The 20,226-nt window shown below is 70.7% G+C and carries 21 protein-coding genes and 2 pseudogenes; 7 read left to right on the forward strand and 16 right to left on the reverse strand.

All coding sequences use genetic code 11. From position 1 onward, the window contains the following. Positions 1-420 precede the first annotated feature (420 nt). Positions 421-1,569: an IS3 family transposase gene (locus OG470_RS22330; protein ID WP_328415108.1), complete on the forward strand. Its 1,149-nt coding sequence runs from the start codon at positions 421-423 to the stop codon at positions 1,567-1,569. On the opposite strand, the gene OG470_RS22335 is transcribed toward OG470_RS22330, so the two are convergent. Further along, entirely contained in the window at positions 1,553-2,665 is a 1,113-nt protein-coding gene (locus OG470_RS22335; protein WP_328415110.1) for a S8 family peptidase, read from the reverse strand. The two genes, OG470_RS22330 and OG470_RS22335, sit on opposite strands and share 17 nt — an antisense overlap. A 160-nt stretch (positions 2,666-2,825) precedes the next feature. Then, positions 2,826-3,569 carry an MBL fold metallo-hydrolase gene (locus OG470_RS22340; protein ID WP_328415112.1) on the reverse strand — a complete coding sequence of 248 codons (744 nt, stop codon included), beginning with the start codon at positions 3,567-3,569 and terminating at the stop codon, positions 2,826-2,828. Between the two features lie 380 nt (positions 3,570-3,949). Between OG470_RS22340 and OG470_RS22345 the strand changes: the two genes are divergently transcribed. Continuing rightward, entirely contained in the window at positions 3,950-4,090 is a 141-nt protein-coding gene (locus tag OG470_RS22345; RefSeq protein ID WP_328415114.1) for a hypothetical protein, read from the forward strand. Positions 4,091-4,722: 632 nt separating this feature from the next. On the opposite strand, the gene OG470_RS22350 is transcribed toward OG470_RS22345, so the two are convergent. From OG470_RS22350 to OG470_RS22360, 3 genes and pseudogenes are all read right to left on the reverse strand, one after another. Beyond that, positions 4,723-5,151: a hypothetical protein gene (locus OG470_RS22350; protein WP_328415116.1), complete on the reverse strand. Its 429-nt coding sequence runs from the start codon at positions 5,149-5,151 to the stop codon at positions 4,723-4,725. Then, positions 5,109-5,270, reverse strand: a pseudogene (locus OG470_RS22355) (nucleotidyl transferase AbiEii/AbiGii toxin family protein); the annotation flags it as partial. The pseudogene OG470_RS22355 and the gene OG470_RS22350, both read right to left, overlap by 43 nt. Before the next feature lie 406 nt (positions 5,271-5,676). Next, complete coding sequence (locus OG470_RS22360; protein ID WP_328415118.1) at positions 5,677-5,838, reverse strand: hypothetical protein; 162 nt, start codon at positions 5,836-5,838, stop codon at positions 5,677-5,679. A gap of 760 nt (positions 5,839-6,598) precedes the next feature. On the opposite strand from OG470_RS22360, the pseudogene OG470_RS22365 reads away from it, so the two are divergent. The 4 genes and pseudogenes from OG470_RS22365 to OG470_RS22380 form a co-directional block, all read left to right on the forward strand. Further along, positions 6,599-6,888, forward strand: a pseudogene (locus OG470_RS22365) (hypothetical protein); the annotation flags it as partial. Between the two features lie 184 nt (positions 6,889-7,072). After that, the gene (locus OG470_RS22370; RefSeq protein WP_328415120.1) at positions 7,073-7,258 is read left to right on the forward strand and encodes a hypothetical protein; all 186 of its coding nucleotides are present in this window, start codon (positions 7,073-7,075) and stop codon (positions 7,256-7,258) included. An 18-nt stretch (positions 7,259-7,276) separates the two neighbouring features. Next, complete coding sequence (locus OG470_RS22375) at positions 7,277-7,426, forward strand: hypothetical protein (protein WP_328415122.1); 150 nt, start codon at positions 7,277-7,279, stop codon at positions 7,424-7,426. A gap of 259 nt (positions 7,427-7,685) precedes the next feature. Further along, entirely contained in the window at positions 7,686-8,354 is a 669-nt protein-coding gene (locus OG470_RS22380; RefSeq protein ID WP_328415123.1) for a hypothetical protein, read from the forward strand. An 82-nt stretch (positions 8,355-8,436) separates the two neighbouring features. On the opposite strand, the gene OG470_RS22385 is transcribed toward OG470_RS22380, so the two are convergent. Continuing rightward, positions 8,437-8,616: a hypothetical protein gene (locus OG470_RS22385; protein WP_328415124.1), complete on the reverse strand. Its 180-nt coding sequence runs from the start codon at positions 8,614-8,616 to the stop codon at positions 8,437-8,439. Between OG470_RS22385 and OG470_RS22390 the strand changes: the two genes are divergently transcribed. Beyond that, positions 8,615-9,526, forward strand: coding sequence for a hypothetical protein (locus OG470_RS22390; protein ID WP_328415126.1), 912 nt, complete (start codon positions 8,615-8,617; stop codon positions 9,524-9,526). The two genes, OG470_RS22385 and OG470_RS22390, sit on opposite strands and share 2 nt — an antisense overlap. A 141-nt stretch (positions 9,527-9,667) precedes the next feature. On the opposite strand, the gene OG470_RS22395 is transcribed toward OG470_RS22390, so the two are convergent. The 10 genes from OG470_RS22395 to OG470_RS22440 form a co-directional block, all read right to left on the reverse strand. Then, complete coding sequence (locus tag OG470_RS22395) at positions 9,668-10,543, reverse strand: HpcH/HpaI aldolase/citrate lyase family protein (RefSeq protein ID WP_328415127.1); 876 nt, start codon at positions 10,541-10,543, stop codon at positions 9,668-9,670. A 5-nt stretch (positions 10,544-10,548) separates the two neighbouring features. Then, positions 10,549-12,009, reverse strand: coding sequence for a dihydroorotase (locus tag OG470_RS22400; protein ID WP_328415129.1), 1,461 nt, complete (start codon positions 12,007-12,009; stop codon positions 10,549-10,551). Then, positions 12,006-13,439: an MmgE/PrpD family protein gene (locus tag OG470_RS22405; RefSeq protein ID WP_328415131.1), complete on the reverse strand. Its 1,434-nt coding sequence runs from the start codon at positions 13,437-13,439 to the stop codon at positions 12,006-12,008. The genes OG470_RS22400 and OG470_RS22405 overlap by 4 nt, the downstream gene beginning before the upstream one ends. Continuing rightward, positions 13,432-14,274 carry a cyclase family protein gene (locus OG470_RS22410; protein ID WP_328415133.1) on the reverse strand — a complete coding sequence of 281 codons (843 nt, stop codon included), beginning with the start codon at positions 14,272-14,274 and terminating at the stop codon, positions 13,432-13,434. The genes OG470_RS22405 and OG470_RS22410 overlap by 8 nt, the downstream gene beginning before the upstream one ends. Positions 14,275-14,368: 94 nt before the next feature. Continuing rightward, positions 14,369-15,574: a CaiB/BaiF CoA transferase family protein gene (locus tag OG470_RS22415; protein WP_328415135.1), complete on the reverse strand. Its 1,206-nt coding sequence runs from the start codon at positions 15,572-15,574 to the stop codon at positions 14,369-14,371. 81 nt (positions 15,575-15,655) lie between these two features. After that, entirely contained in the window at positions 15,656-16,516 is an 861-nt protein-coding gene (locus OG470_RS22420; protein ID WP_328415137.1) for an IclR family transcriptional regulator, read from the reverse strand. Positions 16,517-16,562: 46 nt separating this feature from the next. Then, positions 16,563-17,546, reverse strand: a complete 984-nt coding sequence (locus tag OG470_RS22425; protein ID WP_328415139.1) for an EamA family transporter — start codon at positions 17,544-17,546, stop codon at positions 16,563-16,565. Then, complete coding sequence (locus tag OG470_RS22430) at positions 17,533-17,994, reverse strand: Ohr family peroxiredoxin (RefSeq protein WP_328415141.1); 462 nt, start codon at positions 17,992-17,994, stop codon at positions 17,533-17,535. The genes OG470_RS22425 and OG470_RS22430 overlap by 14 nt, the downstream gene beginning before the upstream one ends. Before the next feature lie 22 nt (positions 17,995-18,016). Continuing rightward, positions 18,017-18,829, reverse strand: coding sequence for an alpha/beta fold hydrolase (locus OG470_RS22435; protein WP_328415143.1), 813 nt, complete (start codon positions 18,827-18,829; stop codon positions 18,017-18,019). Then, complete coding sequence (locus OG470_RS22440; protein WP_328415144.1) at positions 18,826-20,208, reverse strand: M20/M25/M40 family metallo-hydrolase; 1,383 nt, start codon at positions 20,206-20,208, stop codon at positions 18,826-18,828. Before OG470_RS22440 ends, OG470_RS22435 begins: the two co-directional genes overlap by 4 nt. Positions 20,209-20,226 lie beyond the last annotated feature (18 nt).

The following is a 20,226-nucleotide window of genomic DNA, read 5'->3' on the forward strand; positions in this document are numbered from 1 at the left end:
AGAATCCGGGCTGGGGGCACCGTCGCATTCAGGGTGAACTGGTGGGGCTCGGCCACCGAGTGGCGCGGGAACGATCCGGCGGATCCTCGCCCGGGCCAGGATCGGCCCGGCCCCGCGTGTCGACACCTCCTGGCGGACCTTCCTCCGTGTTCAGGCGCGCGGACTGCTCGCGACCTACTTCTTCCACATCGACACGATCGATCTGCGGCGGCTGTACGTGCTGTTCGTGATGGAGGAAGCCACCCGCCGGCTGCACATCCTCGGCGTCGCCGCCCACCCGACCGCCACCTGGACCACCCAGCAAGCCCGCAACCTAGGGCATTGAATCGCCCCGGGTTTGGTAGCGGCTGATGTGCCCTGGGTTTGGTGGAGTTGGTTTGGTTGACTTCTCGCGCTGCAAGATCGCTGAGGAGGCCATCCATGCCGAAGCCGTATCCGGCCGAGTTCCGCCGCAGAGTCCTTGATCTCGTCCGAGCCGGGCGCACGGTCACGGCCGTGGCGACCGATCTGGGGATCAGTGATCAGACCATCTATAACTGGCGCCGGCAGGAGCGTATCGACTCCGGCCTGCTTCCCGGGGTGACGTCCACGGACCACGCTGAGCTGGTTGCCGCGCGCAAGCGGATCGCCGCGCTGGAGGTCGAGCTGGCCGTGCACCGGCGGGCGGCGGAGTTGTTGAAGGAGGCGGTGCCCCCAAAAGCACGGTTCGCGGCCATCGCCACGATGACCGCTGAAGGCCTACCCGCTCAGATCGCCTGCCGTGTCCTGGACGTCTCCGACGCAGGCTTCTACGCCTGGCGCAACCGCCCGCTCTCGGCACGCTCGCTGCGTCACAGCTGGCTCAGCGAGCAGATCCGCCAGGTTCACACGGACTCGCGCGGAACCTACGGCTTCCGACGAGTGCACGCCGAACTGGTCCTCGGCCGCGGCATCACCGTCGGGCACAACGCAGTCGAAATGCTGATGCGCCGCATCGGCCTGAAAGGCCTACCAGGCCACAAAAACCGGCGACCACGCCCCGACACGCCCTGCGCCGCAGACCTCGTCGACCGCGCTTTCACCCGCCACGGACCGAACCAGCTGTGGGTCACCGACATCACCGAACACCCCACCCGCGAAGGCAAGGTCTACTGCGCCGTCGTCCTCGACGTCTACTCACGCCGAGTCGTGGGCTGGTCCATCGACGCATCACAGACCGCGAACCTGGTCACCAACGCCCTGTCCATGGCCATCGGCAACCGCCGGCCCACCGGCACGATCATCCACTCCGACCACGGCACCCAGTACACGTCCTGGGCCTTCACCCGCCGCGCCCGCGAATCCGGACTCGTCGCCTCCATGGGATCCGTGGGCGACTGCTACGACAACGCGGTCATCGAGTCGTTCTGGGGCCGCATGCAAACCGAACTGCTCAACCGCAAGAAATGGAAGACCCGCATCGAACTCGCCAGTGCGATCTTCGACTACCTCGAGATCTTCCACAACCGGCAACGCCGCCACAGTTCACTCGGCATGCTCACCCCGATCGAGTATGAAAGGCTCCACCCGTTCATCACGTCCGCAGCCTGAGTCCATTAACACGACTCCACGGAACCCGGGGCACATCATAGCCGCTACCAAACCCGGGGCGGTTCATATTCGGGTGCGCCGAAAGCGCGAGCGCCGCGACACCGGCCGCGTGCGGGCCGGACATCGACGTGCCCTGCTTGTAGCCCCAGCCGTTGGTCTTCGTCACGGTGTTGAAGGTGGTTGACAGGATGGCGTCGGACAGCGTCGAGGGCGAACCGCCGGTGCGGAATCGGGTATCCCCACCGGGAGCGGTCACCTCCACGACTCCCTGCCCGTAGGAGGAGTAGTAGCTCTTCTGCTGCGTCGGGCCAACCGCTGACACGGTCACTACGCCCGGCGCCTCAGCCGGCAGGTCGACGCAGGCACCCGTGATGGTGCGGTCCTCGACCGGGAAGCTGCCGTCGTTGGGGCTTCCGCTGTCGATGAACTTGTGCTGCAGGTTGACGTTGGAGTTGCCCGCGGAGGCGATGTTCAGCACGCCCTTGTTCTGCGAGTAGCGGATCGCCCGCTGCACGGCCTGCCACACCGGGCGCTGGCGCGCGTCGTTGCGGCAGTTGAACTCCCAGGGGTCGATGAAGTAGCTGTTGTTGGTGATCTGCATGCCGTGCTCGGCGGCCCAGATGAAGCCGCACACCGCCGCCTCGGGGTAGATGAAGCCGTCGTCGTTAACGACCTTCACCGAGGCGACCTTCACGCCGGGCGCCACGCCGGCGACGCCGACACCGTTGATCGCGGCGGCGATCGTGCCGGCGACGTGGGTGCCATGGTCCGATGTGGTGGGATTCCAGGCGGCCTCAGCCGTGTCGATCATGCCGCCGAGGCAGGAAGTGCTCTTGTCCTTCGCAATCTGTGTGGCCAGATCAGGGTGGGTGCTGGAGATGCCGCTGTCGAGCACGCCCACGACCACGTTGGGGCTTCCGGTGGTCACTGCGTGCACCTCGGGCAGGTGGATCTGCGGCATGTCCCATTGCAGGCCCCACAGGGGCTCGCCGGTCGGGTTGCCCGTCGCCGCCTGGGCCGTCGCGTCCACTGTCTCGAGAGTGCCGCCGTCGTCGAGCTGGGTGCCGAGGCCGGTGGTGGAGGCGACGGACTCCACGCCTGCAAGGATTTCCACTTCCTCGCGGAGGCCCTCGGCCAGAAGATGCCCCGGCTCCGGCCGTGGGACGAACTCACCGAGGGCCTCTTCACCGCGGCCAACGGCTTGGCCGCAGGTCAGGTAGACCTGCGCCGGTGCAGGGAGGCCCGGATGCCCAGGTCTAGGGAAGATCCACAATCATGTCCGCGGTAGCGACAGCGACCTCACCGTCGTACTCGTCGCGGGCCGCGGCTCGGGCGGTGGCATGGTCCGTACCCGGCCGCAGATGCGTCAGGAGCAGGCGTCCGGCGCCGGCCGCCGCAGCCTGCCGACCCGCGTGAAGCGCGCTCGACTGGTAACCCTTCGAGTCCTCCGGCACCTCGTGCACGTAGGTTGCCTCGGCCACGAGCAGGTCAGCGCCGCGGGCCAGGTCGACCACGTCGGAACTCGGGCCGCTGTCACCGGTGTACGTGAGCACTCGGCCGCCGGCGGCCAGCCGCACGCCGGCGTTTGGCACCCAGTGCGGCAGCAGCCGGGTCTGGGCGCGGAACGGGCCGATCTCGAGTTCGCTGCCGGCGGTGAACTCGTGCAGCACGTAGCCGTCGTCCAGCATGCCGGGACGGTCCAGCGCCAACACCGCGTCCAGCGCACGCGGCAGCGCGTACACGGGTAGCGGTGGGGGACGCGCGTCGCGCAGCGTACGTGCCCGCAGCAGGGGATTGAGATCTGCGCAGTGATCGGGATGGCCGTGGCTGATGAACGCCGCGTCGACCTGGTCGACGCTGAGGTGTTCCAGCAGCCGCGGCATCGTCGCGTAGCCGACGTCGACGAGCAGCCGGAAGTCGTCATGTTCCACGACGTAGCCGCTGCATGCCTGGCCCGCCTCGGGCCAGACACCACAGCCGCCGAGAACGGTGAGCCGCATCCTGGAGACTGTACCGACCGGCCTGTCACAGCCGAACCACTTTGTGCCACTGCGTCTATCTGAGGGCCCACCCGGAGGTACATCGCGGTGCCGGCCGACTGCCGCATCGGTGTCCGCGGTTGCGCTCAGCGTCGTCTGGCAGCCGCAGGCCGAGCCACCGGCCGTGCGGGTGGAGCCGGACGAAGCGCCGGACAGCCGGCCGGTCCCGTCCGGACCGCCCGCCCGCCCGCTGGCCGAGTTCCTGGTACCAGCGCAACTCGTCCCGGGTACGAGGCGGTCGTCGCCCTCGCCACCGCCGCCCGCGCATTGGACCGGCTGGTCAGCGCCCGGCCCGACGCGGCCGACCCGCGGTCGAACCGGCGCTCATCCAGGGCGCGCCGATGGTGGCCGAGGCGCTCTCCGGCATCCGCGACGCCCCGGTACGGCCGTCGGCGGACCGGTACGTATGGCTGTTCGCCGGCCTCGACCCGGAGTACCTGGCCGCCGCGCGAGAGGCCTGCTGGCGGATCCTCGAGGCCTGAGCTGGCCGTCAGCGTACGGCGAGGATCGTCACCAGCGTGGCGGCAAGCGGGAGGTGTAACAGCCTGGAGGTCGTCGTGATGATCGTCAAACTCGACGAAGACCGCGAATAATATGTGCCAAGACGCGTGTTCGAGGACATTGTCGAATCGGCGCCTGCCGGGGGGCTCAAGGACAGCGGCACCTGGAACCTTCCCGTAACCGCGCGTTGCATATTCGGCCGTCGGCGCGGGTAGAAGGACGTGACTGCGCCGGAGCGGGTAGGGGTGCCCTGTCTGGCCGTAGTCAGGTGAGCGGGAGCCTGTTCCCGGGTTCAGCTCGATCGGTGCTGGGGACCAGGGCAGGATCCGCGGTCGTGGCGGGCGTGAAGCCGGTACGGCGCAAGGCGTACGCCGCGAATCGGATCCGCTGAAACGCCGGCGGCTGACGTTTGGACGGAAGGGCCGGGGTCGTTGCCCTTGGCGGTCGACTGCCTCGAGCGGCTCGGGAGCGGCGGTCCTTCGGACCCCGACCTTCCGCGCGGTGAAGAGTATCGGTGCCCACTGACCCTCGGGCGCCGCTTATGGCGGATTTAATCCGCAAATAAGCCGTCGATTAGCCATACGCACTTGCTCACGGAGGGGGTGCGGGTCGGTCAGTTCGCCGACGCCGATGCCGCCGGGGTCGAGGGCAGCGGGGTGGCGGGCAGGTTGTTCGGCCGGCCGAGGAAGCCGTTGATGAACGACAGCTTGCGCAGCTCGGCGAACGCCGTGTCCTCCTTGTTGTCACCGGTCCGCCGAGTCACCGAGCTGCGCTCGGTGTCGGCACCGGTCCGGTGGAAGACGTCCTCGCAGGTCGGCTCCGTCGGCAGCGTGATTCCGGAGTCCTCCAACGCCTGGCGTGCCTTCTCGCCCTGGCGGTCGACCGCGCCGATGGCGTCGAGCCGGTCCTGGTTCTGGTCCTGGTCGAGGATGTCGTCGAGTCCGCCGCTGGAGAGCACGGCGCCGCCGAGCAGCAGCACCAGGCAGACAGCGGCGGCGTGACGGCGTCCACTGCTGCGGCGAACTCGCCACGTCGCTCCCACGCCGTGAACAGGTCAACGTCCTCGCTCGGGCGGTCCAGGATGCCGTGGGCCTGCACGGCGTACCCGCCGGCCAACGCGAACCCGTAGCGGGCAGCGACCCGCAGCCCGATCTCCGCCAGGCGGAGGTGAACCGGCCAGCGCCTGGGGCGGCGTGGTCAGCTCAGGGAAGCGTGCCTGCCATAACGCCCGCAGCCGGGCCGGGAGCCACAAGCTTGGCCACAAGCGCTGCAGCGTCGGACCGTGCAGCCACCGGCACAGGTCCGTGGCCGAATTAGCCTGGTTCAGCACCGTCTGGTATATCAGCTGCAGATCGCCGGCCCGGAGTACCCGTGGGGTGAGAAGGAGTTGGCGCCGGGCCGGTGCGTTCGTGGCTGGATCACCTTCCCGGTACCCGCGAAGAAGCGGCCGGTCTTTGTGGAGTACGCGGCAGACGAGACTGTGCCGCCGCGCTGGCGGGTGAAGTAGCCCGAACAGCAGGAAGCGCCCCCACCGGAGCCAGCGGGGGCGCTTCGTCTTGCGGGGAGATCAGGGGCGGCCGAGGTCCGGCCGAGCGGTGTGCTTCGCCCAGTAGCCGGCCACGATCGCGCAGACGCCGGTCACGACCAGGCCGACGACACCGACCAGCGGCAGCGGCACGTCCGGCGCGGCGCCGCTGTTGAACCACAGCCCGTCGATCGCCCACAGCACGGCCGGGGTGATGACGGCCGCGCTGCCGCCGGCGCCACCGTCGCGGCCTTCACCTTCGACTCGATCGGTCGGGGCGACGGCGCCGGCGCGGGGTTGAGCTCGGACATGTGTGCCTCCCTGGAGGGTTTGCGGATGATCGCCGCGCCGAGGGTGTAACGGCGCGCAAACGGGCAGCGCCTGTAGTGCTGGAAGGCCGAGGTGCGCGACCTTTCGACCGGGCGGGACTGCTCGACCCCTTCAGTCCCGCCCGGATGACAGCCGAACAGCCCACCACCACGCGCCAGCGGAGGCATTGCACGATGGCTGACTCGACATCGCACAACCCCCCGCGGCGCTGGCCCGGCCGAAACGGGGTGGCGGCACCTCCGGCATGGAACCTGCCCGACCCAGCCTCTTCGGCCGCAGCCGCAGCGCTCCGGTGAGCGGTGGCCGTACGTCATGTTCGGCGGAGTCACCCTGCTGCTCGGTGCCCTTGCCACGCTGGTTGTTGTCCTGGCCAGATGAACCCGTCCGGGGGTGAGCACCTAGCCACGGAAGGGTTGGCCCTGGCTGCATCCCGGGTAGGTGTAGCCCATGGATTCGCGTATGGAGAACTGGCTGGCAATCGCTGGCAGGCATCGTCAATGCGATGACGATGCTCGGCGGTGCCGCGACTGTCAGGCGTACTGGCCATGCGTGTACCGGCTGCGCGCCGATCACGAGCTGAGCGGCGCGCCGGGGCTCGCCACCTCGGCTCCGGCAGGCTAGGTACGGTCGTCGGATGGTGCATGTGCCGTCACTGCCCGCCCGGGACCGGCTGGTGCTCGCGGAGCTGTCCGGCGTCGCCGGCCGGTGGTCACGGCACCGACCGGGGGAAGCCCCGCGCTGACGCCATCGCCGCAGTGCACGCGGTCACTCGCGACCCCAGGCTGCTCGGCATCCAGGCGGGCGTCGCGATGGCTGATCCGCAGGGCATCGGCGGACCGACCGTGGAGCTGCTGCGCGCGGCCGGCGCCGACATGGAGATCGCCGAGAAACCACGCTGCTGAGGTCCGGGCGCGGATGGAGCGCTAGGGCACCCGGTACGACTAGCGCCACGACATGCCTGGTTCTCGGGCAAACGTGGTCAGCGCCGCTCGACTCAGCCGGGCGTTCGTTCGAGAAACACGGATGGCTGCCTCCACCGATGGCATCACCACACCTCAGCGACGGGCGCCAGTCCACCGCGACGAGCGGCACAGAGCACGCCCTGATCATGGCGCTGATGATCATCGCAGTGATCTCCATCGGCGCGTTGCTCTGGATCGTGCTGGCGAGCGGCTCGGAGAGGGGCAACACCGCCTCACTAGCGATCCCGGCGATCGCCACGATCGCGAGTAGCTCGATCGGGGGGATCGTGTTCGTGCTGCGGAGGCGGCCGGGGAGGTCACGCCGCAACTAGCGGGCTGACGGGGATCGGGTGCCGTCTCGGCCCGGTCCCCCGCCTCGCCGCGCCGGTTCGGCTGCTGCCGAGCTGCTGCGCTCGGCCAGCGTCGACATGGAGATTGCCGCCGAGCACGCCGTGGAGGTGCGGGCGCGGATGGAGCGCCACGGCGCCCGGTACGCCTGATCTGGTTCGCCGGTGTTGGATGAGGCCCCGCAAAACGGCAGTACCTGCCGGGCCTCCGCCGCGGAGATTACGCCTTGGCGTCGACGTCCGACCGCGGCCCGGCCCGGTGCCGACCCGGACACCTTCGACTACCTGCCGGCCTGACGTAACGCGGCGAGGCGCGGCGACGCCGGTGGACTGGGGCCCCGGGCGGGCCCGGTCCACCTACGGAAGGAAACGCCCCGCGATGCGTCGCCCTGTTGTGCCGATCATTCTGTCGATGCTGGTCGTAGGCGGGCTCGCAGCCTGTGGCGCTGCGGAGCCGGCCGGGGAGCGGTGGCAGGCGGCGGCGGCCCCCGCTTCGCCGACGGCCAAGCCGGCGCCGCCACCGCCTCGACCCGCGCCGAAGAACAAGGAGGAGGCGGGCCGGCAGGCGCGGCTCGCGCTCGCCGACCTGTCGACGTTTCGCCAGGAGACGGCGGAGCACACCAGCGAGAACTCCGACGATTGGCGGCTGCGTTCGCTCTGTCGCGACATCCTGCCCTCGGATCGACTCGCCTCCGCTGGTCGCGAACGCCGCTGGGTGAAGCCGCCGATCTGGATCCGCCAGCACGTCGTCGGCTACCTGACCGTGCCCGGCCGCAAGCTGATCGGCGAGCTGCGAACGGTGTTGAAGACGTGCCGGTCGTATCGGACGGGCGACGGCAGGACCTCAACTATCGTGCCCTGGACCCCAGCTGGGGTGCCGGCGAATCCGGACGTGGTGACCTTCTGCGAGACCCAGCAGACGGACGACGGCCAGCTCAGCCAGTGCACGATCATGATGGCGCGCGGTTCCTACGTGCTCAACCTGGACGCCTCCGACGGCGACGGGAACCTCAAGAAGTCCCAGGCGATGGTCGCCAAGCTCTATCCCCTCGTCACCGAGGCGTTCGTCAAGGCCACCTGACCGGGCATCCCGCGGCTGTTTCGGTGAGCCAAGCCGTGACGTGTCGCCACCGGGCGGTCGAGGCCACCGCCACGCCACATGGTCACGCCTCCCGCCGTAGCTCGGTCTTCGGAGCGGCGGCCAGCGGCGGGAACACCTGCTGGAAGAACGCGTTGACGGACGGCACCGCCAGCACGCGGGTGATCGCGCCGGCGACGGCGAGGATCGCCGCTAACCACGCCACCCGCTCGACGCCGGCGGCCTTCGCCGCCTCGGGCAGCATGATCGCGACCGGCCCGACTCCCAGCGGCCCTTCCATCCTGCAGGCCGAGTTCTCCCTGACCCAGATGCTCGACCGCCCGGTGTCCGGGCGGATCTTCTTCGAGCAGGTCATCCCTGACAACCTCGACATCGGCCGCCCCGACCAGGTCGGCTTGGTCTTCAACCGGCCCATCATCACCACCGGCCGTAACAAAACTTCCAGCCGGTTCCGTACCCGGATCCTCACCACCGGTGTGATCCCGAGCCTGCACGTGGACTACAAACACTGCAAGATCAAGCAGTACCACAAGGAAGGACGGGCGCTGCGCACTGAAACCACCATTAACGACACCCGCGACTTCGGCATCAACAAAGGGCTGAACAACCTACCCGCGCTGCGGGAGGTCGGCTTCTTCGCCAACCGACGCCTGCTCGGCGTCCAACGCATCAGCCACGACCCGATCACCGGAGCCGACGCGTTCACCGCGGTCAACAACCCCATCGACGTAGGCGGCCAACACGCCGCCGGCCTGCGCTTCGGCGACCCCCGCGCCCAAGCCCTCCTGTCAACCCTGCTCACCTTCCGGCTACACCCAGGCGGATTCACCAACGCCGACCTACGCACCCACCTCGCCGGGCTGCTGGGCACCGACCCCGACACCCGGCCCGCCGGCCGCGCCACCTACGACCTGCGCCGACTGCGCCTGCACGGACTCATCACCCGCATCCCCGGCACCCACCGCTACCAGGTCACCGACACCGGCCTGGACCACGCCATGCTGCTGACCCGGCTGCACGACCGACTCATCCGTCCCGCCACCGCGCAACTGACCGGCCCCGACCCGCCAACCCGATCACCACTCCACGCGGCGGCCCGCGCCTACAACACCGCCCTCGACCGCCTCACCAGGCAGGCAGGACTGGCGACCTGAAACACAACACCCACACCAAATCCAGCACGCCGATCAACAAACTTGACTGGATCATGCCGGCTTCGCCGGCTTTAGCTCCGTATCGGCGCTGAACCTTAACGGGGTGAAGATCCTCTACCCCGTCTGACCGACAGTTCGGAACTACGACGGCGGGCCGGGATGGTCACCCATCCCGGCCGCCCGGTCGAGTACCTCGGCGGCGGCGCGAACCACGGCGCGGTCGAGCATCTGGCCGTTCGCCTGGGTGGCGATGCCGGTGCCCTGGCGTTCCGCCTCGGCCAGGGCGGCCAGCACCCCCCGGGCCGCCTCGATCTCGGCGGCGCTCGGGGTGAACACCTCGTTGATGGTGGCGAGCTGGTCGGGGTGTACGGCGGTCCGGGCCCGGAAGCCCTGCCGCAGCAGAGCCCGGGTGCTCGCCGCGAGCCGGACCGCGTCGCCGAGTACGGTCTCGACCGGGCCGACCGGGGCGGTGATCCCGGCCGCGGCCGAGGCGACGACCACCTGGGACCGGATCGGTGCGAGTTCCGCCCCGTCCGGACCGGGCTGCAGGCCGAGTTCGCCGGCCAGGTCGGCCTCGCCGAGCCCGAGTCGCAGGACCCGGGGAGAGGTCGCCACCCGGGCCACGTCGAGCACCCCGCGCGCGGTCTCGATCAGGGCGATCACCTGGAACGTCCGGTCGGGCAGCCCGAGTCGCCGCTCCGCCGCGCCCAGCGCTACGTCGACGGCGGCGAGCAGTTCCGGTTCGGCCTTCGGCACCCAGACACCGGCCAGCGCCGGGCTGGCCACCGCGGCGATGTCCTCGGCCGCCCGGTCGCTGTTGACCCGTACCCAGAGTTGGCCGGGCCGCGGGTCGGCCAGGTGGGCGGCGGCCGACGTACGGGCGACCTCCTTGTTCGCCGGGGTGACCGCGTCCTCGAGGTCGAGGATGAGGGCGTCGGCGCCGCGCAGGTGCGCCTTGGCGAGCAGCTTCTCCCGGTCGGCCGGGACGTACAGATAGCTGCGGGCGATCGGGGCCATCGCGGCTACCGGTCCGACCGGGAGACGTACCGGCCGACGGGGTCGCCGACGACCTTGCCGGCGGCGAGCACCTGCTGACCGCGCAGGAACGTGTCGGTGACCCGGGCGGTCATCTTGAAGCCCTCGAACGGGGTGTATTCCTGGGTCGACTCGGAGTCCTGCGCCCGGACCGTCCACGGGCTGCCCTCGTCGACCAGGCAGAGGTCCGCGTCGTAGCCCTCGGCGAGCGCGCCCTTGCGGGTCAGGCCGAACCGCTGGGCCGGGTTCCACGAGGTGAGCTGGGCGACCCGCTGGTGCGACAGACCGCGCTGGGCGGCTTCGGTGAGCAGGCCGGGCAGCAGGTATTCGGCGCCGCCGAAGCCGGACTTGGCGATGAAGATGTCGTCGCGTGGGGTGCCGAACTTCTGCTCGTCGCGGCAGCAGGCATGGTCGCTGACCACCCAGTCGATCTCGCCGTTCAGCACGTGTGTCCACAGTGCCTCGACGTCCTCGCGGGGACGCAGCGGCGGGTTGACCTTGCCGCCGAGGCCGTGTGCGGTGGTGATGTCGGCGACCAGGTGGCCGATGGTGACCTCGCGCCGGAAGTTGATGTGCGGGAACGCCTTCGCCATCCGCAGGGCGGCGTCGACGGCCTTGGCCGACGACAGGTGCAGCAGGTTGATGTTGGGCAGCCCGGTCTCGTGCGCCAGGTAGGCGGCGATCGACACGGCCAGTCCCTCGGAGTGCGGCGGCCGGGAGGCGTGGTACGCGGCCAGCCCGGTCAGGGTCCCGTCCTCCTCGACCATCTTTGTGTACGCGCTCATGATCTCGGCGGTCTCGCAGTGCAGCGACAGCGAGATCTGGTCGGCGAGGTCGGGGAACCGTTCGCGGACCGCCTGCACACCGCGCATGACGAACTCGAAGTGCGCGTAGTCGTACCGCTCGCCCTCGGGGATCATCAGGAACGAGTTCTGGTCGGTCGAGCGGCCGTGCAGGCCGTGGCTGCCGTAGAACATGAAGATCTTGAACGAGGTGACACCGGACTCGACCAGGTCGGGGAGTTCGGTGATGTGCTGGCGGGACATCGGCGCCAGGTGGAAGCCGTAGTCGACGTACGCCCGGCCGGCCGACGCGGCCAGCACCTCGGGAAAGAAGTCCGAGTACGCCCCACCCCGGTTCAGGTAGTACTGCCCGGTGCGCATGTAGTTCAGCGCGGTGGTCACCCCGCCCTGCACCGACGCGCGGCTCTCCGACGCGGTGTCCTCCGACAGTGGGTTGTAGATGCCCCAGTGCTGGTGGGCATCGACCACGCCGGGGAAGGCGAGCTTGCCGCCACCGTCCACAACGGACTTCGCGGTGGCCGGGTCGATGCCGGCGGCGATCCGCTCGATCCGGCCGTCGACCACGCCGATGTCGGTCAGCTCGGTCTCGGCGCTGTCGTGCCGGACCACCCGTACATTGCGCAGCAACAGGTCCAGGGCCGTCATGATGTCTCCTCCTTATCGTTGCCCGGGCCTGCGGCCAGAGCCATCAGTACGTCGATTCCGGTCGCCTGGTCGAGCCGGGCGACCTCCGCTTCGATTCCGGCGATGGTCGCCGCGGGTAGCCGGCCGGTGACGTTGTCCCGGAACTTGGTCGCCAGTTCCGCGTCCGACAGCGGCCGGTCCGGTCCCCCTCGGTTGGTCAGGATCTCCTCGGTCCAGTCCGTGCCCTGCCGGGTCCGGATCCGCAGCACGGCCGGGAACTGGTTCGGGAAGATCGCGTCGCAGCGTTCGTCGGCGACCACCTCGACCTTGGCCATCAGGGCCCGGCGGTACGGGTCGCGGGCCAGTTCGTCGGTGAAGTCGGCGAGCCCGACCCCGAGTCCGCCGCCACCGAGCAGCCCGGCGACGACCGTGTACGGACCGCTGAACTGTGCCTGGTAGCCGGTCTCCGGCGCCCGCTTGACCTCGATCGGCTGCCCGATGGTGCGGATGACCGCGGTCGGCACGCCGAGCGTGATCGTCTCGATGTCGTCGACGTCCAGCCCCCGGGCGCGCAGCGCGCCGGCCGCGTCGATGCCGGCATGGGTGAAGTGGTTCGCCGGATAGGGCTTGAAGAAGATCCCGGGTACGGCCCACTGCGTGCCCAGCCCACGGCTGATCGCGGTAGCGTCGTACTCGCCGCGCAGGAACGCCTCGAAGAAGCCGAACCGGCCCTCCAGTACGGTCGGCGGTCCGGTGATGCCGCGCCTGGCCAACAGTGCGGCGCTGACCGCGGAATGTGCCGACCATCCACAGTGGATGCGCTTGACGGTGCCGCCGGTGCGGTTCGCCTCGATCAGGCCCGACGCCATCGAGGCGGCGATGCCGAGCGAGTCGAGGATGCCGGCCGCGTCGAGCCCGAGCAGCCGGGCCGCCGCGGCCGCGCCGCCGAGCGCCCCGCAGATCGAGGTGGCGTGTTGGCCGTGCTCGAAGAACACCGAGTTGCCGGCCTCGAGGTCGTAGCCGGCCATACCGAGCCGGACGCAGACCTCCAGGCCCACCGCGATCGCGGCGACGGTGTCCTGACCGGACGCGCCGGCGAGTTCGGCGGCGGCCAGCGCGGCCGGTACGACCGCCGCGCTCGGGTGCAGCACCGACGGCAGGTGGGTGTCGTCGTAGTCCAGCGAGTGCGCCAGCACCCCGTTGCCGAACGCGGCCAGCGGCGCCGGCACCGCCTCGGCCAGGCCGATGACCCGGGCCTGCCCGCGCCCGCCCTGCTCGGCGACGTACGCCAGGGCGGCCTGGCTGGTCGGCAGTGGTCCGGCCGCGACGCACAGCCCGAGGATGTCCAGGATCCGTTTCCGGACGCTGTCGACGACCGGGGCCGGCAGCGAGTCGTATCCGGTGCCGGCGGCGAACTCGGCGAGTTGGCGGGCCAGCGTCGGCTCAGCCATGGGAGACCACCGCGAGCGGCCGGACCGGCGAACCAGTGGCCCCGAACAGGGGCAACGGCGCCATGATGAAGGTGAACTCGTGCACCCCGGCGGCGGCGATCGGTTCCAGGTCCATCGCCTCGATGAGATAGATGCCGTGTTCGACCAGCAGGATCCGGTGCGCCGGCAGGGAGCTGTGCCCGGCGCCGGGGGCGAGCCGCTCGAAGGCGATGGTGTCCGCGCCGGCCGCGTGCACCTCCCGGTCGGCGAGCCAGCGGGCCCCGGCCGCGCTCACCCCGGGTACGCCGGAGTCGTGCCCGATGTACCGGGTCCGGTCCGGGTCGTCGAAGTGCCGGCCCCAGCCGGTCCGGATCAGCACCACGTCGCCGGCACCGACCGGGCTGCCCTGCCGGGCCACCGTGGCGTCGAGGTCGTCGGGCGTGATCTCGTACCCGTCGGGGCTGACGTCCTGGCCCAGCGCGGCCGGCACGTCGAGCAGTACGCCCCGGCGGACCATCGGCTCGATCGTGTGCGCCCCCAGTTCGACGTACCGGCCGCCGGTACCGGCCGCCGCCGCGTCCGCGCCGCCGTACAGCCGGCCATCCTGCGAGACGTGGGCGAGGGCGTCGACGTGCGTACCGACGTGGGTGCCCATCACCAGCAGGTCGTTGGCCGCCGAGCCGCCGTCGGCGCGTACCGAGTCCCCGTGCCGGCGCGGCAGGGTCAGCAGGAACGCCGGGTGGTTCGGCGACTGCGGCATGCCGAAGAACAGTCGCCGGCCGAGGTCGTAGACCTCGACCCCCTCCTGCACGGCGGCGAGCAGGCGATCGGTGGTGGTGGAGCTGGTGGCGGTCACGGGTTCCTCGCGTTCCTTGTCGCCGGGGCGACGGTCTGGTTCCTGTCGCCGGTGGCGACCATCGGGTTCCTGTCGCGGTCGGCGACGGTTGCGGTCAGGCGACGATCTGGCGGCTGCGTAGGTCGGCGATCTCGGCCGGGTCGCAGCCGAGTTCGTCGACCAGCAGGGCTTCGGTGTCGGCGCCTGGACTCCGGCCGGTGAACCTGATCCGGCCCGGGGTGTCCGACATCCGCCACATGACGTTGTGCATCCGCATCGGCCCGAGGTCCGGATCGTCCACCGTGGTGATCATCTCGGTGGCCTGGACGTGCGGGTCCTCGACGATGTCCCGGGCGGTGTAGACCGGGGCTACGGCCGCACCGGCCGCCGCGAAGGCGTCGGACACCTCGTCGCGGGTCCGTTCGCCGATCCAGGCCCCGACGTACGCGTCGAGTTCGTCGGCGTGCGCGGCCCGTCCGCTGCCGGTCCGGAACCACGGCTCGTCGATCACCTCGGGGTGGCCGACCAGTTCGAGCACCCGTTCGGCGATGGTCTGCGCGCTGGTCGACACGGCGACCCAGGCGCCGTCCTTGGTCCGGTACGTGTTGCGGGGCGCGTTGTTGCTCGACCGGTTGCCGTTGCGCTGGCCGATGATGCCGAGCTGGTCGTACACGGTCGGGCCCGGTCCCACGGCGGTCATGATCGGTTCGAGCAGGTTCATGTCGATGACCTGCCCGCCGCCGGCCCCGCCGGGGCGGTCGCGGCGCCAGAGCGCCATCATCACCGCGGACGAGGCGGCGATCCCGCAGATGCTGTCGGCCAGCCCGAACGCCGGCAGGGTCGGCGGTCCGTCGGGCGCGCCGGTCAGGTGCGCGAAGCCGCTCATCGCCTCGGCCAAGGTGCCGAAGCCGGCCCGGGCGGCGTACGGCCCGGTCTGCCCGAACCCGGTGATCCGGACGATCACCAGGCGCGGGTTGACCCGGTGCAGCTCGGTCGGCCCGATGCCCCAGCGTTCCAGCGTGCCGGGCCGGAAGTTCTCCACCAGCACGTCGGCCTGTTCGGCCAGGCGCAGCAGCAGATCCGCGCCGGCCGGCGCCGAGAGCTTGAGGCCGATCGTGCGCTTGTTGCGGGAGATCTCCTTCCACCACAGTGGATGGCCGTCCTTGGCGCTGCCGTGCCCGCGCATGCTGTCGCCGGCCTGCGGGTGCTCGACCTTGACCACCTCGGCGCCGAAGTCGCCCAGGATCTGGCAGCACAGGGGGCCGGCCAGGATCGTCGAGATGTCGAGCACCCGGAGTCCTTCGAGCGGTCCGTCACCCACGGGTACCTCCCACACAATCGGTCTGTTCGGCTGAGGGAAACGCCGGTCCGCTGAACAGAATCGTCGTCATCCTAACCACGCTCACAACCGCAGGACCAGCGGCTGTGAGCCAGTGGTCGTGTGATCACGGGTACCGGCCTGGCGCGATACCGGACGGAAGCCGATCTCGGCCGAGATCTCGCCGGCCGCCTCCGCGACCAGGGCACCGTGCGCCGCACACGCCCGCGCGTCGAAGCGGTCCTGCGGCCCGCACAACGACAGCGAGCCGAACACCTGACCGGTCGAATAGAGCACCGCGGCCGCCACACTGCCCGCACCCGACTGCCGCTCGCCGAGGCTGACCGCGTACCCCTGCTGCCGGATGTGGGCGATCTCCGCCCGCAACCGGTCCACCGAGGTGATCGTCGCCGCCGTCACCTGCTCCAGCCGGTGGTTGTCGAGATAGTCCTCGACCTCGGTGTCCGGCAGGGCCGCCAGGATCGCCTTCGACGACGAACCCGAGTGCAGCGAATGGCTGGTGCCCAACGACACCGACATCCGCACCTCGTGCGGCGACAGCACCTGGTCGACGTACACCCGGGACCAGCCCTGCCGCATCGACAGCGTCGCCGTCTCGCCGGTGGCCCGGACCAGCCGCACCATGTAGCGGCGGGCGATGTCCGGCACGTTCAGGGCCCGCAACGCGGCCAACCCCACCGCCAGCGCGCCGGGGCCGAGCCGGTACTGCTTGGTCTCCTCGTCGAAGCTCAGGAAACCGTCGCCGACCAGCTCCTTGAGGATCCGGTGCGCCACCGCCTTGGGCAGCTCCAGTTCACGCGCGATCGTCGACACGCCCAGGGTCTGCGGCGAGCGCTCGGCGATCACGTTGATCACCGAGAGCGCCCGGCCCAGGCCAGACCTGGTACGGCTGTCCTCGCTGTCGACGGCAGGTGTGATGGTCATCGTGGTCCTCGCTGTCTGTCCGATGTGCTGTGCGGGCAACCGGAGCCTAGGTGGGCGTGGCCGGTGCGGCGGGCGACGACGGTCCGCGTTGCCGGGGGCGTTCCACCGCGACCACGAGCGCCACCGAGGCGAGCACGAACACCCCGGCCAGCACCTGGCGGCCGGTCAACCGCTCGTCGAGCACCATCATCCCCAAACCGACCGCGACGACCGGGTTCACATAGGCGTAGGTGGCCACGAGTTGCAGCGGCGCCCGCCGCAACAGCCAGGAGTAGACGGTGTAGCCGACGATCGTGCAGACCACGAGCAGATATCCCCAGGCGATGCAGGAACGGCCGGACACCTCGGCCGGCCGCAGCCCGCCCAGCTCACCGGTCAGTGCGCTGGCCACGGCGACCGCCAGCCCGCCGATCAGCATCTGCCAGGCGATGCCGACCAGCGGATCGGCCGGCTGCGCCATCCGCTGCGACAGCCACGAACCGACCGCCCACACCCCGCTGGACGCGAGCACCGTCAACGTGCCGGCCAGGTGCAGTTGGGTGCCCGGCGCGAGCAGTAGCAGGGCCAGCCCGGCCACCCCGCCGAACACCCCGGCCACGACCAGCGCCGACGGTCGCTGTCCGGTGCAGACCCGCAGCGCCAACACCCACAGCGGTACGGCGGCGACCACGAGCGAGGCCAGGCCGGAGTCGACGTACTGCTGCCCGACCGCCAGCAGGGTGCTGCCTACCCCGATCAGCAGGATGCCGGTGACCGCGACGCCGGGGAACTGCGCCCGGGTCGGCACCAACTGGGGCGACCGCCGCAACCCGGCGATCACCAGCAGTACCACCGCGGCGAGCAGGAACCGGCCGGCGGTGGTGACCATCGGCGGCAGGCTCTCCAGGGCGATCCGGTTGCCCAGGTAGGTCGAACCCCACAGGGTGTAGATCAGGGCGAGGCCGACCACCAGCGCCGTCCGGCCGCCGCCACTGTCCGGACCACCGCCGGTGGCGGTGGTCCGGGCAGGCGCGGACTCAGTGTCGACCATCGACCCGGATCGTCACCGGTGTGTTGCCCCGGATGGCGTTCGAGTACGGGCACATCCGGTGTGCCGCGTGGACGGCCCGTTCCAGGTCGGCCTGCGGACACTCCGGAGCGCTCACCTCCAGCAGTACGGCGATCGCGTACCCGCCGCCGTCGGTGGTGCCGAGCGAGACCGAGGCGGTGACCCGGGTCGCCCCGAGGCTGATCCGCTCCTGCCGGCCGACCGCCGTCAGCGCACTGTCGAAGCAGGCCGCGTAGCCGGCGGCGAACAACTCCTCCGGGTCGGTGCCCGGGGCGTCGGGGCCGCGCTGTGCCGGGCGGGTCAGGGTGGCCCGGAACGAGCCGGTCAGCGACTCCGCCCGCCCGCCCCGGCCACCCGAGACCTGTACGGTCGCGGTGTAGACGACGTTGTCCGGCACCACGCTCGCGGGCCCGGCCGGAATCTCGGTCACGACGCCACCTCGCTGCGCTCGCTCACGACGCCTGCCCGACGACCTGGGCGGCGACCGCGTCGGCGAACGCCTCGGGCTGCTCGTCGGCGACGAAGTCCGTGCCGCCCGGGATGGTGACCAGCGGCGCGTGCGGCAGGGCAGCCGTCACCACCGGCGTCATCCGGTCCACCAGGTCGTCGCCGCCGTGCAGCAGCACCGTCGGGATCGCGGCCAGCGCCGCGGTGTCCAACCGGTGCGCGAAGACCGCCCGGTACGCGGTCGCGTAGTCCGGCCCGGTCATCAGGTATTCGGCCACCTGCCGGTTCGCCTCGTCCGGGGTCAGCCGCGGGTACAGGCCGTACACCCGGTCCCAGATCACCCGCAGGTGGCTGCCGTCGCGGTCCGGGACGTACCCGGGGGCGTACGACTCCACCTTGGCCTTGCGCTCGGCGTCGTCGTAGAGCGGCAGGCCCTGCAGGATCAGCCGGTGCACCCGGGCCGGGGCGAGCAGTGCCGCCTCGGCGCCGATCGTCGCCCCGGTGTGCTGCCCGAGCAGGTGTACGGCGCCCAGCCCCAGCGCGTCCGCGACCTGCCACACCGCGTCGGCGTACTCGGGAATCGACCACGGCCGTGGCGGTGCGTCGGACATCCCGAACCCGGGGGTGTCGACGACGATCGTCCGCACGCCACGCTCGGCCAGCGGCGCGATCACGGCGTCGTACGTCGCCGACGACAGCGGCGACTGGTGCAGCACCAGCAGCACCGGCTGGTCGGCCGTACCGCCGTGCCGGTAGTGCACCTGCCCCCAGGGCAGGTCGACGTATCCACGCTGGGCAGTGCCCCGGATCCTGCTCACGCCGTCACCTCGCTTCGCTCGGCACTGGCGGCCATCGCTGCCATTACCTCGATGACGTGCCTGATGCCGGTGCGGTAGTCGTCCAGCCGGATCTGTTCGTTCGGACCGTCCACACCGGAGTCGGCCCGGGACACCCCGATGCCGACGATCGGCCGGCCGGGCAGCACGCCCTGGTTGCCGATCCACTGGGTGTACGGCTCGATCACCGGCTCGTTGCCGTACGCCCGGCGGGCCGCGTCGGCGACCAGGGTGACGAACGGGTCCCGGTGGTCGGTGATGTTCGGCCGGCTGGTCGCCATCACCTCGATGTCGACGTCGCCGAAGCCGCTTTCGGCCAGGTGCCTGCGCAGCGCGTCCAGGACCCGCTCCGGGGCCTGGCCGGCGATCAGCCGGATCTCCACCTTGGCCCGGGCCAGCGACGGGATGCCCAGGGTCACGTCGTCGCGCATGTCGCCGCCGTCGAAGCCGGCCACGGTGAGCGTGGGCACGGTACGGATCGCCACCGCGGCCGCCCGGTCGTCCAGCCCGCCGAGGAACCCGTCGACGCCGGCGCGGGCGCGCAGGAAGTCACCGTCGAAGGCGACCTGGGCCAGCAGTTCGCGTTCCGCGTCGGTCACCGGGCGGGCGCCGGCTGCGAAGCCGGGGACCAGCACCGTGCCGTCCGGGTCCTGTAGCGCGGCCAGCGCGGCGGCGAGCCGGATCGTGGCCGATGCGAGCAGGGCGGTGTTCTGGCTGGTCAGGTCGCGGGGCAGGGTCCGCAACGACAGGCGCAGGTAGAGCACGCCCTTCTCGCTGAGCTTGAGCAGTGGCCGGCCGTCCGCGTCCAGCCAGGAGTTCTCCCACAGCGTCCCGTCGCTTTCCAGCCGGTCGGCGTGCGCCTCGACGAACGAGCCGAGGCCGGGGCTGTGCAGCCACTGCTTGCCCTCGATCAGGAACCGGCTGGTGACCGGGGGCGCGAGACCGGCCAGCCGCCAGGCCGCGGCGGCGTGGATCCGGGACATCAGCGCGCCCTTGTCGTCGGCGACGCCGCGGGCGTACAGCCTGCCGTCGTGGATCTCCGCTGCGTACGGCGGGCTGATCCAGTCGGCGTCGTCCCCGGCCGGCTCGACCTCGACGTCGTAGTGGTTGAAGTGCAGCAGCGAGCGCGGCCCGCCGGCGAGTTCGCCGAGCACGTACGGGTGCGAGTCGGCCCAGGGGACGACGTCGGCGGTGCCGCCCCAGCGGCGTACCGAACCGGCGAGGAACTCGGCGGTGGCCGCCATCTGGTCCGGCTCCTGCCGGCGGCTGCGGATCCGGCACAGCTGTTGCAGTTCCTCGACGAAGGTGTCGAAGTGCTCGTCGACCGCGTCGAGGACCGCCTTGATATCCGGCGATGACATGGTGGTAGCTCCTCTTGG

Source organism: Micromonospora sp. NBC_00389 (assembly GCF_036059255.1).
Lineage (GTDB): Bacteria > Actinomycetota > Actinomycetes > Mycobacteriales > Micromonosporaceae > Micromonospora.

What these genes read in the sequence shown, in the direction of transcription:
- OG470_RS22330 (WP_328415108.1), top strand. Translation starts at nt 421, where the DNA reads ATGCCGAAGCCGTATCCGGCCGAGTTCCGCCGCAGAGTCCTTGATCTC.
- OG470_RS22340 (WP_328415112.1), bottom strand. Translation starts at nt 3,569, where the DNA reads ATGCGGCTCACCGTTCTCGGCGGCTGTGGTGTCTGGCCCGAGGCGGGC.
- OG470_RS22345 (WP_328415114.1), top strand. Translation starts at nt 3,950, where the DNA reads ATGGTGGCCGAGGCGCTCTCCGGCATCCGCGACGCCCCGGTACGGCCG.
- OG470_RS22370 (WP_328415120.1), top strand. Translation starts at nt 7,073, where the DNA reads ATGGCGCTGATGATCATCGCAGTGATCTCCATCGGCGCGTTGCTCTGG.
- OG470_RS22380 (WP_328415123.1), top strand. Translation starts at nt 7,686, where the DNA reads ATGCTGGTCGTAGGCGGGCTCGCAGCCTGTGGCGCTGCGGAGCCGGCC.
- OG470_RS22390 (WP_328415126.1), top strand. Translation starts at nt 8,615, where the DNA reads ATGATCGCGACCGGCCCGACTCCCAGCGGCCCTTCCATCCTGCAGGCC.
- OG470_RS22385 (WP_328415124.1), bottom strand. Translation starts at nt 8,616, where the DNA reads ATGCTGCCCGAGGCGGCGAAGGCCGCCGGCGTCGAGCGGGTGGCGTGG.
- OG470_RS22395 (WP_328415127.1), bottom strand. Translation starts at nt 10,543, where the DNA reads ATGGCCCCGATCGCCCGCAGCTATCTGTACGTCCCGGCCGACCGGGAG.
- OG470_RS22400 (WP_328415129.1), bottom strand. Translation starts at nt 12,009, where the DNA reads ATGACGGCCCTGGACCTGTTGCTGCGCAATGTACGGGTGGTCCGGCAC.
- OG470_RS22405 (WP_328415131.1), bottom strand. Translation starts at nt 13,439, where the DNA reads ATGGCTGAGCCGACGCTGGCCCGCCAACTCGCCGAGTTCGCCGCCGGC.
- OG470_RS22420 (WP_328415137.1), bottom strand. Translation starts at nt 16,516, where the DNA reads ATGACCATCACACCTGCCGTCGACAGCGAGGACAGCCGTACCAGGTCT.
- OG470_RS22425 (WP_328415139.1), bottom strand. Translation starts at nt 17,546, where the DNA reads ATGGTCGACACTGAGTCCGCGCCTGCCCGGACCACCGCCACCGGCGGT.
- OG470_RS22440 (WP_328415144.1), bottom strand. Translation starts at nt 20,208, where the DNA reads ATGTCATCGCCGGATATCAAGGCGGTCCTCGACGCGGTCGACGAGCAC.